The sequence below is a fragment of the Nonomuraea sp. NPDC048901 genome (genome assembly GCF_040649695.1).
Lineage (GTDB): Bacteria > Actinomycetota > Actinomycetes > Streptosporangiales > Streptosporangiaceae > Nonomuraea.
Map to the genome: position 1 here is coordinate 190,922 of NZ_JBEZFW010000009.1, position 12,576 is coordinate 203,497.

Sequence of the window (12,576 nt, forward strand, 5' to 3'; positions counted from 1 at the left end):
TCATGAGCTTAGGGTCAACTGCCGCAGCTTGCGCAAGGCTTGGTGCGAGGGTGAGCCTGGTTCGGCCGTGTAGATGACGAGGCGCAGGTCCTCGCGGTCCGGCACGGCCAGGACCTGGCAGGTCACGTCGATGACGCCGAGGTCCGGGAGGTCGAGGCGCTTGGTGTTGTGCCGGCGGACCGCCACCTCGTGCCTGGCCCAGATCTCGGCGAACTCGGGACTCAACGCGAGCAGCTCCGCGACCAGCGCCTGGAGGCCCTGGTCATCCGGGTAACGACCCGCCGCGACGCGGAGGTCGGCCACGGAGCCGCGGGCGAAGCGGCTCCTCTCCTCGTCCTCGAAGTACCCGCCGATGTCGGAGGAGCGGAACACCCAGCGGATGACGTTGAGATCGTCGGGCGAGCGTGCGTCGAGATCGCCCATGACCACGCCGGCGAGCGGGTTCCAGGCGAGGATGTCGTACTTGGCGTCGACCACATAGGCGGGCACCTCCTCCAGGAAGGAGATGAGGTGCAGGATGGCCTCGGGCACGTCGGCCCTGATGCGCGGTGTCTCCAGCGCCTGGCCGGCCAGGTTGAACAGGTGGCCGCGCTCGTCCTGGTTGAGCATGAGCGCCCTGGCCAGCGCGTTGAGCACCTGGCGTGACGGATGGGGCCCGCGTCCCTGCTCCAGCCGGATGTAGTAGTCGATCGACATCCCCGCGAGCTGCGCGACCTCCTGCCTGCGCAGGCCCGGCGTACGACGGCGCCCGGCCTCGGGCAGCGCCACGTCGCGGGGCGTGACGCGGGCGCGCCTGCTGCGGAGGAACTCGGCGAGTTTGGTGCGGTCCATCCCTCTATCTTCGGGCAGATCGTGGCCTCTTGGGTGGTACCGCCGATCCCAGCCTAAGGAGGTCTCTCACGCTGCGGCCCGATCCACGAGAGCGTTGAACCATGACGACAACAGCCCTCATCACAGGTGCCAACAAGGGAATCGGCTTCGAGATCGCGCGGCTGCTCGGCGAGCGCGGCGTCACCGCCATCGTGGGGGCGCGCGACGAGGAGCGCGGCCGGGCCGCCGCCGAGCGGATCGGCCAGCCGTACGTGCGGCTCGACGTGACCGACGCCGACAGCGTGCAGGCCGCCGCCAAGTGGATCGAGCAGGAGTACGGCAAGCTCGACATCCTGGTGAACAATGCTGGGGTCATGGTCTGGACGGAGGACCCGCGCCCCAGTGCCATCAGCGCTGACGAGCTCAGGCAGGTGTACGAGACCAACGTGTTCGGCGTGGTCACCGTGACCAACGCGATGCTGCCCCTGCTGCGCCAGGCCGAGGCGGCCAGGATCGTGAACATGTCGAGCGAGCTCGGCTCCCTGTCCATGGTGATGGACCCGGACAGCCGCCTCTGGGAGCGCAACCTCATGGCCTACAACTCCTCCAAGAGCGCGCTCAACATGATCACCGTCTCTTACGCCAAGGAGCTATGGGACACCTCGATCAAGGTGAACGCCGTCACCCCGGGTTACTGCGCCACCGACCTCAACGGGCACACCGGTCCGCGCACGCCGGAGCAGGGCGCGACGATCGCCGTACGGATGGCCACCCTCGACGCCGACGGCCCGACCGGTGCCTTCCTGGATGAGGACGGCCCGCTGACTTGGTGAGGTGTGGAAGGGAGATGTCCGGACAGTAAGGAGGCATGGGACAAGATTTGGACAAAGAGCGGTTTTCCGAAGCGGAGTACACCCGCTTCGGAGAGCGTCTCCATGAGCAGCTCGGCGTGCTGCGCGAGCTGCTCGACAGGCCGGGCTTCGGCGCGGGGCCGACGACCATCGGCGCGGAGCTGGAGTTGTTCCTCATCGACGAGGCGGGCCGCCCGCTGCCGCGCAACGCCGAGGTGCGCGACGCGCTCGGCGACTCCCGCGTGGTCCTGGAGCTCGGCCGTTTCAACCTGGAGGTCAACCTGACTCCGGTGCCGCTGGAGGGGCGGCCGTTCGAGCAGCTGGGCGCGGAGGTGCAGGAGACCCTGACGAGCGTGGACCGGGCGGTCGAGGGTGGCGGCGCGGTGCCCATCGGCATCCTGCCCACCTTGAGCGCCGACGACTTCACCAAGGAGGCGATCAGCGACCAGAACCGCTACCGGGCGATGAGCCGGGGGCTGCGGCGGCTGCGGCTGGAGCCGTTCCTGGTCAAGATCGACGACCTGGAGCTGGCGGTCGAGGACGTCATCCTGGAGAGCGCCAACACCTCGTGGCAGGTGCACATCCGCACGCCGCCGGACCGGTTCGCCCGGCTGTTCAACGCGGCGCAGCTGGCCACCGGGCCGGTGCTGGCGGCCTGCGGCAACTCGCCGTTCTTCCTGGGCAGGCAGCTGCGGGAGGAGACCAGGATCGCGTTGATGGAGGAGGCGGCCGACGACCGGGACCTGGAACGGCGCTATCGGAAGGACGGCCGGGTCACGTTCGGGTCTGATTGGGTGCGCGAGGGGGCTTACGAGCTGTTCGAGCGGTACGTACGGGACTACGACCCGGTCCTGCCCGACATGACGGATAACCCCGACCCGCTGGACGTGCCCGAGCTGCGGCTGCACCAGGGCACGATCTGGCACTGGAACCGGCCCGTCTACGACCCGTCAGACGGCGGCCACCTGCGGATCGAGATGCGCGCCCTGCCCGCGGGGCCGTCGTGCGCGGACATGGCGGCCAACACCGCGTTCCTCATCGGACTGACGATGTCGCAGGCTGAGCGGGACCTCACGAAGTACGCGTTCGCCGAGGCGTACCAGAACTTCTACCGGGCCGCCATGCACGGGCTCGACGCCAAGCTGTCCTGGCCCGGCCGGGACGGTGAGTTCGCGGCCGCCGACCTGGTGCTCGAGCTGCTGCCCGAGGCCAGGGAGGGGCTGCTCGCGGCCGGGGTCACGCCGTCGGACGCCGACGGCGCGCTGGACGTCATCAGGCAGCGGACCCGGCTGCGCCGTACCGGAGCGGCGTGGCAGCGCGAAACGCTGGCCGAGTTCGGTGGCGACGCGGAGCGGCTGGTGCGGCGCTATCACGAGCTCGCCCTTTCCGGTCAACCCGTACATACCTGGAGTTAGCCGAACTTTCGCGGCCGCTGATCCGTCGAATACACGAGACATCGACGGAAAAGCGAGGGAAGTATGGCTGCACCGGGGATGGTTCCGATCGACAAGACGCCCTTCACCTTACGCAGGGCTACGGGCACCTTGGCCGAGGGGGCGGCCAAGCTGGCCGGCGGCATCGGCGCCGTCTCCGTGGAGGCGGTGCTGGCCCACGCCAACCGGACCGGCGAGCGCAAGGGGGCGACGGGGGCGCTGGGCTCGATGAACCCCAAACCGGTCGACTGGTACGCCTTCGACGCCAAGGACGAGGACACGACCGACTGGTATCCGCAGGGCCTGACCTGCGGCGAGGACTCCGGCTCCGCCGGGGTCCCGGTGTTCGTGGCCAGCTGGTACTTCAAGCCGTCGCCGCCCGTCGTCGAACGCGGCATCAGGGTGACCTTCCTCAGCCCGCAGACGCTGAAGTACCAGCACGCGCTCCTCGTCGAGGCCAAGCCCGACGGGTCGTACGCGGCGATCAACATCCACGCGGGGGGCGTGGCCTGGCACGGCGACCTGCTCTACGTGGCCGACACGACCAAGGGACTGCGCGTCTTCGACCTCAACCACCTGCTCGACCTGCGCACCGCCCAGAACGACCTGGGCGATCCGACGCGGATCGGCCGTCAGGGCGGCAAGTACAACGCCTTCGGCTACCGCTACGTCATCCCGCAGAGCGACTCCTGGCGCCTCGCCACGACCGGCGCCCTCTTCTCGTTCGCCTCCATCGACCGCAGCACCACCCCGCACACCCTCATCTGCGGCGAATACCACGAGAACGACGCCAACGGCCGCGTCGCCCGCTGGGACCTGGAGCTCAGCGGCGGCGTGCCCAGGGACGCCTACGTCATGGGCCTGCCGAAGATCCAGGGCGCGCTCTCCAGCGGCGGCAAGTGGTACATGAGCCAGGCGGCCGACGGCAACACCAACGGCAAGCTGCACGTCAGCACCGAGGGCAAGCTCGTCACCCGCCCCTATCCCATCGGGCCGGAGGACCTGACCGTGCAGGGCGGCAGGCTGTGGAGCGTCACCGAGTTCAGGAACAAGCGGGTGATCTTCGCGGTCAATCTGTGAGGTGCTGTCAATCGCCGAGGTGCCGGTACAGCAGTTCACGGTAGTGGCGGTCGAAGTCGTCGTAGCGGGTGCGCAGCCGAGGGCCCGGCCAGTCGCCGGGCAGCAGCTCCTCGGGCAGCAGCGGGTCGGCCAGCAGGTGGCGTACCACCGCCGCCGACACCAGGAACCCCTCGGTCAGGCCCTCGGCCCGGTCGAGCGCGCTCTCCAGCCGGCGCGCCTCGCCCGCCCAGCCGTCGAGGTCCCACAGCAGCGGCGTGGGGTCGTCGCGCGGGCGGCCGTCGATCAGCGTGCACTGGGCGGTGACGCTCTCGGGCCACCGCCGCAGCAGGTTGGCCGGGCGCAGCCAGGTGCCCTCACGGAGCTCGGCCAGGCGTAGCGCGGTCATCGTGTGCCGGAAGGCGGCCCGGTCGGCGGGGGCGCGGCGCTCGGCCGTCACTACCGCGATCTCCCAGGTGCCGTCCCACGGCCTGGTGTGCGGGTCGCGGCTCTCGTCCTGCCTGCCCTGACGCTCGATGAGGCGGTCGGACAGCGTGTAGCGGCCGCTGGACTGGACCAGGTCGCCCGCCGCCACCATGCGTGACAGCGCCACCCGCACGGTCCCCTCGGCGATGCCGAACAGCGCGCCGATGCGCACCAGGTGGCGGGCGGCCAGCCGGGGCGGATGGCTGCCGAGCAGCGCGCTCAGCACAGCCGACCTCGCACTGAGATTGTTACGCTCTTCCATCGCGTGTCGAGTATATGTAATGTCCGGGGTATGGGGCGCTATCTCATCGAATCATTCGACAGCAGCGACCGATACGCCACCGAGCGCTATCAGGGCGCGACGGGACGTAACTGGTGGAGCTGCGATCCGACGCTGCAACTGCTCATGCGGCGCCACCTGGGCGACGGCTTCGCCTGGGCCACGCCCTACCTGGAGAAGCTGGGCGCGCTGATGGGCGGCACGGTGGCCGAGTGCGCGGAGGAGACCGATCGGCACCCGCCGCGGCTGGAGAAGTACGACAAGTGGGGCCGGGACGTCAGTGAGGTCGTGATGCCGCCCTCCTTCCACACGGCCAGGAACGCCCTCATGGCCAACAACTTCACCGCACCGACGTTCGCCGAGGAGGCCCGGGCGAACGGCGCGAATCCCGCCGCGCTCGCCGCCGCCTGGACGTACCTGCTCGACCAGGCCGACATCGGGATGGGCTGCGCGCTCGGCACGGGCGGGGACATGGTGGTCTCCCTGGCCGAGCGGCACGCGCCCGAGGACGTACGGGACCGGGTGCGGGCGATCTTCGCCAACGGCTTCTACTCCGGCGAGGCCGCTCAGATGTTCACGGAGCGGACCGGCGGCTCCGACCTGGCCGCCCTGGAGGCCACGGCGGTGCCCGACGGCGACTCCTGGCTGCTGTCCGGGCTCAAGTGGTTCGCCTCGAACGCCAACGGCTCCGCCTTCGTCGTGCTCGCCCGGCTTCCCGAGGGTGACGTGGCGCCGTTCCTGGTGCTGTGGGAGCGCCGTGACGGTTCGCGCAACGGGGTGCGGATCAGGCGGCTGAAGGACAAGCTCGGCACCCGCTCCGTCGCCTCGGCCGAGGTGGAGCTCGCCGACGCGGAGGCGTTCCTGCTGGCCGGAAGCGGCGCCGGCTCGGGGCTCGGCACGATGATGAAGCTCACCAACGCCTCCCGGCTCGGCGTGGCGATGATGGGTGTCGGCGTGGCCAGACGCGCTCTGGTCGAGTCGCTCTGCTACGCGCGCTCTCGCGAGGCGTTCGGCCGGCCGCTCATCGAACAGCCGTTGATGCGCCGCAAGCTGGCCGAGCTGATCGTCGAGGTCGAGGCGGCCCAGGCGCTCGTCTTCGACGGCCTCGTCGGACCGCGCCTGCGCATCGCCCCCGCCCTGATCAAGCTGCGGACGGCCCGGCTCGGCGTCACGGCGGCCAGCGACGCGATCGAGGTGCACGGCGGCAACGGCTACATCGAGCAGTGGCCGGTGGCCAGGCTGCTGCGCGACGCCCAGGTCAACCCGATCTGGGAGGGCGGCGACAACATCCTGTGCCTCGACGTGCGGCGGGCGATGCTGCGCGAGAACGCCCACGAGCCCTTCCTCGACCGGCTCGTCTCCGCCGTCGACCCGGCTTCGTCCGTCGACCCGGAGACCGTGTCTCTCGTTCGCGGCCGCGTCGAGGACCTCCGAAAGGCGATCACCGCCTGGTCCTCCCTGGACCCCGTCGGGGCGGAGGCGCAGCTGTTCGCGCTGGCCACGTACATGGCGGACGTCTACGCGGCGGCGCTGCTGCTGGAGCAGGCGGCCTGGGAGGCCCGGGAGCTGGGCACCGACCGCAAGGCATTGGTGGCCCGGCTCTACGCCGACGCGCACCTCGCGGATCATGGTCCGTTGCGGGGGATCGACCGCCCGGCAGAGGGTCTGGACCGTTTTGACGATCTTCTCGCGGGCGCTCTCACACTCTGACGCGGCCGGAAGGCGCTGATCACGCCGACGTCAGGTAGCGGGTGAACATCGCGACGAGCTCGTCCTCCAGGCGCTTCAGGTCGATGGGCTCGTGCTCCGCGATGACCTGGTGGACGACCAGTTCGATCGAGGCGTTGATGATCCGGGCGGCGGTGTCGACGTCGGAGACCCGCACCTCGGGATAGCGGCGCAGCAGCTCGCGGGCATAGGCGACCCGCGCGTCCTTGAACTGGTAGACCTTCTTCATCAGGTCCTGGGAGCGCGGCGCCTGCTCCACCATGATGCGCAGCAGTTGCGGGTCGTCCAGGTGGTTCGCGATGGCGGCCTGTACGAAGACGCGCATGACGCCTTCGATGGTGTCGGGCAGCTCCTCGGCCTGGCGGCGGGCGACCTCGGCCGCGCCGCTGTCGAAGTGGCCGGCCATCAGCTCCAGGAGGATGGCGTCCTTGTTCGGATAGTACTGATACAGCGATCCGATCGACACGCGGGCCCGCTCGGCGATCCGGTTGGTGGTGCCGGCGGCGTAGCCGTACTCGGCGAAAACGTGAGCAGCCGCCTTGAGTATGCGCTGGCGGGTCAGCTCGGCGCGGGCCTGCCGTGGCTGTTTGCGCGGGTGAAGCCATTGCTTCTCCGACACCGCGGACCTCCTGCCGAAGAGTGCGAAAGCGAGTAGCGCAAGAATTGAATAATTGCTCATAATAGTGCCATGAGCAGGCAAAATGCGCCACTCGCCGAGCCCTGGCGGCGGCCCCGCGAGGTGTCCATGGAAGAGGTCCGTGCCCGGCTCGGCGAACCCGACGCGATGGTCGCGAACAAGATCCAAGATCGCATCGACGAGCACATCCGCCTCTTCATCGCGCACTCGCCCTTCCTGGCGATGGCCACCGCGGACGCCTCGGGCCGGGCCGACTGCTCGCCTCGCGGCGACTATCCGGGCTTCGTGAAGGTCCTCGACGAACACACGCTCGCGATCCCCGACCGGTCCGGCAACAAGATCGCCGACTCCTTCCGCAACCTCGCCGAGAACGACGGGATCGGGCTGCTGTTCCTCATTCCCGGCTCGCGGGAGAGTCTGCGCGTCAACGGCCGCGCTTATGCCACCGACGAGCCCGACGTGCTCGCCCGGATGCAGATCGAGGCCAGCGAGCCCGAACTTGCCCTCGTCGTCGACGTCGAGGAGGCCTACTTCCACTGCGGCCGCGCGCTCATCCGCTCCCGTCTGTGGGATCCCGCCAGTCAGGCACTCGCGGACGAGCTCCCGACGCTCGGTGAGGTGGCGGCGGCGCAGTTCGGGCTCGACATCGACCCGCGGCTCATCGAAGCGAGCCTCGAAGAGGACTACCGGAAACTCTATTGACCGAGACCCGAAATGATCATCTTATGCAGCTCGCCCTTCTCGACCGCATCGACCGGGTCGCCGAGGACGTCGTCGCCCTCACCCTGCGCGGCGCGACCGGTCCGCTGGCTCCATGGGAGCCGGGCGCGCACATCGACCTCGCCCTGCCGAACTGGCTGACCAGGCAATACTCCCTGTGCGGCGACCCGGCGGACCGCGGGCGCTACCGCATCGCGGTGCGCCACGAACGGCTCAGCCGAGGCGGCTCCGACTACATCCATCGTTATCTCCGGCCGGGCCGCACGCTGGAGGTGTCCCTGCCGCGCAACAACTTCCCGCTCGTCCCGGCTCCCGACTACCTCTTCCTGGCGGGCGGGATCGGCATCACCGCCATCCTGCCGATGCTGCGGGCGGCCGTCGACGAGGGCGCGTCCGGCACGATGGTCTACACCGGACGCACGTACGCCACCATGCCCTTCGCCGGCGACCTGCGCGACGCGTACGGCGAGCGGGTGACGATCGTCGCCACCGAGCGCGACAGGCGCCCCGACCTCGCCGCGCTCGGTGCCGGCCTCGGACCCGAGACCGTCGTGTACTGCTGCGGGCCGGCCTCGCTGCTCACCGCCTCCGAGGCCGTCTTTCCGGCCGAGCGGCTGCACACCGAGCGCTTCCGCCCGACGCCCAGGACGTTCGCGGCCAACACCGCGTTCGACGTGGCGTGCGCACGATCGGAACGGACCGTACGGGTACCCGAGGACGAGTCGCTGCTGGCCGCCCTGACCCACGCCGGCCTCCCCGTGCCCGCAGGCTGCCGGGAAGGCGTCTGCGGCAGCTGCGAGCTCACCGTCCTGGAGGGCGAGCCGGAGCATCGCGACGACATCGGCGCCGCGCCCGGTCGCATGTACGCCTGCGTGTCCCGTTCGCTGTCGCCCCGCCTCGTCATCGATCTGTGAGAGGCCGCGCTACGTCCGTCTCTGGGCTACTCGGCGAGCGCGTCAAGCGCAGGTCTTCTCCGGCGGGCTGCAGAACGTGATCTCGGGGTAGCTCGCCGAGGACTTGTTCAACAGGGGCTGAGGCTTGCCGCGCAGGTGCTGGTCGAAGAAGGCCGTGACGTACTTGCGGGTGATGCTCATGGCGCGGGCGCCGCGTATGTCGGCGCCGACATCGATGCCGGCTTGGTCGACCAGCACGCCCAGGTCGGTGAAGGACAGGTGTACGGCTCCGGACATCAGCAGCCAGCGCTTCCAGCCGGTCAGTCCCGCCCAGACGTGCTCCCACGAGGCGGCCTCACTCTTGCCCGGCGTGTAGGTCGCGGGTTTGCCCAGGAAGAGGAACGGTCGGGACAGCCCGGATGCGGGGACCGTGCTCTCCACGGTTCCGTCCATGTCGATGCCGGCGCGCAGCCGGGAATCCTCCAGCAGGGCCGTGACGGCGCTCGCGCCGCCGGCCGATTGACCGGCCATGGCGATCTTCGACGTATCGATCAGGCCGGCGCCTTTCCACTTCGGGTGCTTGCCGGTCAGCTGGTCGAGCACGAAAGACACGTCCGCGGCCCGGCTCTTCTCCAGCTTCGCCCACCAGCCCTGCCCCTTGGCGATCTCGCACGTGACACAGGTGGTGACCCGTCCGTCCGGGAAGGTCGTGGCGACGTTCTCGTAGGTGTGGTCGATGGCCGCCACCACATACCCCCGGCTCGCCAGTTCCTCGGCGAGGCCCGTGAGCTCGCTGCGGGGCTTGCTGTGCCCGGGAGAGAGCACCACGAGGGGCAGGCTGTGCCTGCGCCCGGCGGGACGGGCGTCGGTGAAGGCGTTGGTGCGCGTCTTGCTCAGCGTGTCGGACGGGATGGTGGTGATCTTTCCGTCCTTGAGCAGCAGCTCGGACTCCTTCGCCGTCATGTACTGCGCTCGCTCGCGGCCTGGCGATTTGGCCGGATACCACAGCGAGACCATGAGTTCGCGGTACTTGACGGTGGGAACCCAGGGGTCGGGGCGCGAGGTGTCCTTCATGTACAGGGATGTGGTGCCGACCGGCCGGGAGCCGGTCGGCGCGGGCAGGAATGGTGTGACCGTCTGGGACGCCGCGGCCGGCAGGGCCTGGACGAGTCCGGTGGCGGCCAGGACGGTGACGAGCCCGGTGATGATGGCCAGCCGGCCACGACGCCGGGGTTCGCGCAGCTCGCCATGGCCGTCGTCCGGCGTGGCGCGGTTCGGGGAGTCGATCATGTGGACGGACTATACCCTGAGGATATATTCGCGGTGCATAAAGGAGCGAATCTGGCTCCTCAGCCCGTTCTCGGCGCTTCCCTCATGTGGCGACGTACCGGTCGCTCGTCTGCCCGCGCAGATGGCCGGGCGGCACGGCCCGCGCCCTGGTCACCGACGATGTGCTCGGGCCGCCCCGACCCCCTCGACCGCTTAGGGGAATAAAATCCAGATACGGGTGGCCGTATCCGGCGCTGGCGTGACCTCCGGTGCCGCCGTACGCTCACGTTCCGGCGACCACCCATCACGGAGGCAGCCATGACCGTACGCATGGAGCGAGAAGGCCAGGTCACAACCGTAATACTGAGCAGGCCGGAGGTCCGCAACGCGGTCGACCGCAAGACCGCCGACGCGTTGGTCGACGCGTTCAGGGCGTTCGAGGAGTCGGACGCCGCGGTGGCCGTGCTCTGGGGCGAGGGCGGCACGTTCTGCGCGGGCGCCGATCTGAAGACGCTCGACAATCACGTCGGCGAGGACGGCGACGGGCCGATGGGGCCCACCAGGATGCGCCTGTCCAAGCCGGTCATCGCCGCTGTCGCCGGGCACGCCGTCGCGGGCGGGCTGGAGCTGGCGCTCTGGTGCGACCTGCGGGTGGCCGAGGAGGACGCGGTCTTCGGGGTGTTCTGCCGCCGCTTCGGCGTGCCGCTCATCGACGGCGGCACCGTACGGCTCCCGCGGCTCATCGGCGCCTCCCGGGCCATGGACCTGATCCTCACCGGCCGTCCGGTCGGCGCCCGCGAGGCGTACGAGATGGGCCTGGCCAACCGCGTCGTCCCCACCGGCACGGCCAGGCGCCAGGCGGAGGAGCTGGCCCGCGAGATCGCCGGCTTCCCGCAGACCTGCCTGCGCGGCGACCGGCTGTCGGCGCTGGAGCAGGACGGGCTGCCCGAGCGGGAGGCGATGCGGAACGAGCTGCGCCACGGGCTGGTGTCCCTGCCCGACGCGGTCGGCGGCGCCGCCCGCTTCGCGGCGGGCGCGGGCCGCCACGGCACCTTCTAGCGACCCCGGTTGTCGCCCGGCGGTCCGGCCGACTCGACCGGACCGAAGGCCGCGACATCCCATCCCCGCGGTCACTACCCCAGCACGGGGAAGTTCGCGCGGATCACGCCGTGCGGGTCGCGGGCCCGCTTGAGGTCGCGCAGCCTGGCCAGCGTGCTCGCGGGAAAGGCGGATGCGGCGCGTTCGCCCTGAGTCAGCATGGTGTACGTCTTACGTCCGCTCGTGTGCGGCACGAGCGCCTTCGTCAGGTCGGTGATGCGCTCGGCCGTGTCCGGCGACGGCCGGCCGAACATGTACACGGAGTACGGCTCGGCCAGGTGCCCCACGGCGCCGCCACCCTCGGCGGGCCGGGCCAGCGCCCCGCCCAGGTGCCGGACCTGCACGCTGATCAGCGGGTCGATCGGCGCGCCGAGCAGCACGTCCGCCACGCCCTCCAGTCCCGTGAGCAGCTCGAACCGGCCCGACCCCGGGCTGGGGTCCGTGGGCTCGGCGCAGATCGACCCCAGCTCGGCCACCGGCGTCGGCCGCCGGGTGTCGCTGATCAGCCCGCCGATCCGGTCGAAGCGGCGCAACAGGGCGCCGGGGTGCTCGCCGAGGAAGGTGACGTCGACGGCGACGTACCCCACCGGAGCGCCGGGGAACTTCAGCAGGTCGAACCAGAGCGTCAGCTCCTCCGGCGCGTCGGCGGTGGTCTCGGCGAAGGCGTCGAACACCTCCCGAGCCCGCTCGACCGGCCACATCATCCGCCCGCCGAACAGCTCAGGGGCCGGGTTCAGGCCGAACTCCAGAGAGGTGACCAAGGCGAAGTCGCCGCCGCCGCCCCGCAACCCCCAGAACAGCTCCGGATCCGACTCCGCCGTCACCCTGACGCGGTCCCCGGCGGCGTCGACCGCCTCGAAGGCCCGCACGCTGTCGGCCGCGAAGCCGTACTTGCGCCCGAACCAGCTCAAACCACCCCCGAGCGTGTAGCCGGTCACGCTCACCACCGGCGAGCTGCCCGCCAGGCCCGTGAGGCCGAGCGGGCCCGCGGCCGCCAGCACCTCGCCCCACTTCACGCCCGCGCCGACCCGCGCGACGCCGTCCTCGACGCGCACGCCGCCCAGACGCGTGGTCTTGAGCAGGATCGTCCCGTCGGTGTCGCCGGAGGCGCCGTGGCCGCTCGGCTGGGCGGTGACCGCCAGGCCGTTGAGCCTCGCGTAGCTCACCACGGCGGCCACGTCGTCGGCGTCGGCCGCCTCGACCACCGCGCGCACCGGCTGGTCCACCGCCAGGTTCCAGGGCTTGCGGGCCGCGTCGAAGCCCGCGTCGCCGGGGAGCAGAAGGTTGCCGTTCACTTTGATGTCATTCATGGGAC

12 protein-coding genes are annotated in these 12,576 nt (G+C 70.4%); 7 read left to right on the forward strand and 5 right to left on the reverse strand.

What is annotated here, in order from left to right; translation table 11 throughout:
* Positions 1-831 (reverse strand): helix-turn-helix transcriptional regulator, encoded by an 831-nt coding sequence (locus tag AB0C30_RS30725; RefSeq protein ID WP_357951224.1) that lies wholly within the window; start codon positions 829-831, stop codon positions 1-3.
* A 101-nt stretch (positions 832-932) separates the two neighbouring features.
* On the opposite strand from AB0C30_RS30725, the gene AB0C30_RS30730 reads away from it, so the two are divergent.
* The 3 genes from AB0C30_RS30730 to AB0C30_RS30740 all read left to right on the forward strand — a co-directional run bounded on the left by AB0C30_RS30730 (position 933) and on the right by AB0C30_RS30740 (position 4,174).
* Positions 933-1,643, forward strand: a complete 711-nt coding sequence (locus tag AB0C30_RS30730) for an SDR family oxidoreductase (protein ID WP_357951227.1) — start codon at positions 933-935, stop codon at positions 1,641-1,643.
* 35 nt (positions 1,644-1,678) lie between these two features.
* Entirely contained in the window at positions 1,679-3,076 is a 1,398-nt protein-coding gene (locus tag AB0C30_RS30735; protein WP_357951229.1) for a glutamate--cysteine ligase, read from the forward strand.
* A gap of 63 nt (positions 3,077-3,139) precedes the next feature.
* Positions 3,140-4,174 carry a hypothetical protein gene (locus tag AB0C30_RS30740; RefSeq protein WP_357951232.1) on the forward strand — a complete coding sequence of 345 codons (1,035 nt, stop codon included), beginning with the start codon at positions 3,140-3,142 and terminating at the stop codon, positions 4,172-4,174.
* A gap of 7 nt (positions 4,175-4,181) precedes the next feature.
* On the opposite strand, the gene AB0C30_RS30745 is transcribed toward AB0C30_RS30740, so the two are convergent.
* Complete coding sequence (locus AB0C30_RS30745; RefSeq protein ID WP_357951234.1) at positions 4,182-4,898, reverse strand: PaaX family transcriptional regulator C-terminal domain-containing protein; 717 nt, start codon at positions 4,896-4,898, stop codon at positions 4,182-4,184.
* A 30-nt stretch (positions 4,899-4,928) separates the two neighbouring features.
* On the opposite strand from AB0C30_RS30745, the gene AB0C30_RS30750 reads away from it, so the two are divergent.
* On the forward strand, positions 4,929-6,626 hold the full coding sequence (locus tag AB0C30_RS30750; protein WP_357951237.1) for an acyl-CoA dehydrogenase family protein: 1,698 nt from the start codon (positions 4,929-4,931) through the stop codon (positions 6,624-6,626).
* Positions 6,627-6,645: 19 nt separating this feature from the next.
* Here AB0C30_RS30750 and AB0C30_RS30755 read toward each other — a convergent pair whose 3' ends face one another.
* Positions 6,646-7,263, reverse strand: a complete 618-nt coding sequence (locus AB0C30_RS30755) for a TetR/AcrR family transcriptional regulator (RefSeq protein WP_357951239.1) — start codon at positions 7,261-7,263, stop codon at positions 6,646-6,648.
* Positions 7,264-7,332: 69 nt separating this feature from the next.
* Between AB0C30_RS30755 and AB0C30_RS30760 the strand changes: the two genes are divergently transcribed.
* On the forward strand, positions 7,333-7,983 hold the full coding sequence (locus AB0C30_RS30760; RefSeq protein ID WP_357951241.1) for an MSMEG_1061 family FMN-dependent PPOX-type flavoprotein: 651 nt from the start codon (positions 7,333-7,335) through the stop codon (positions 7,981-7,983).
* Positions 7,984-8,006: 23 nt separating this feature from the next.
* Positions 8,007-8,915 carry a PDR/VanB family oxidoreductase gene (locus AB0C30_RS30765; RefSeq protein WP_357951243.1) on the forward strand — a complete coding sequence of 303 codons (909 nt, stop codon included), beginning with the start codon at positions 8,007-8,009 and terminating at the stop codon, positions 8,913-8,915.
* Between the two features lie 42 nt (positions 8,916-8,957).
* Here the strand turns inward: AB0C30_RS30765 and AB0C30_RS30770 are convergent, their stop codons facing one another.
* A complete protein-coding gene (locus tag AB0C30_RS30770) occupies positions 8,958-10,184 on the reverse strand; it encodes an alpha/beta hydrolase (protein WP_357951245.1) in 1,227 nt (408 codons plus the stop codon).
* Between the two features lie 297 nt (positions 10,185-10,481).
* On the opposite strand from AB0C30_RS30770, the gene AB0C30_RS30775 reads away from it, so the two are divergent.
* Positions 10,482-11,222, forward strand: coding sequence for a crotonase/enoyl-CoA hydratase family protein (locus tag AB0C30_RS30775; protein WP_357951247.1), 741 nt, complete (start codon positions 10,482-10,484; stop codon positions 11,220-11,222).
* 74 nt (positions 11,223-11,296) lie between these two features.
* Here AB0C30_RS30775 and AB0C30_RS30780 read toward each other — a convergent pair whose 3' ends face one another.
* Positions 11,297-12,571: an FAD-binding protein gene (locus tag AB0C30_RS30780; protein WP_357951249.1), complete on the reverse strand. Its 1,275-nt coding sequence runs from the start codon at positions 12,569-12,571 to the stop codon at positions 11,297-11,299.
* Positions 12,572-12,576 lie beyond the last annotated feature (5 nt).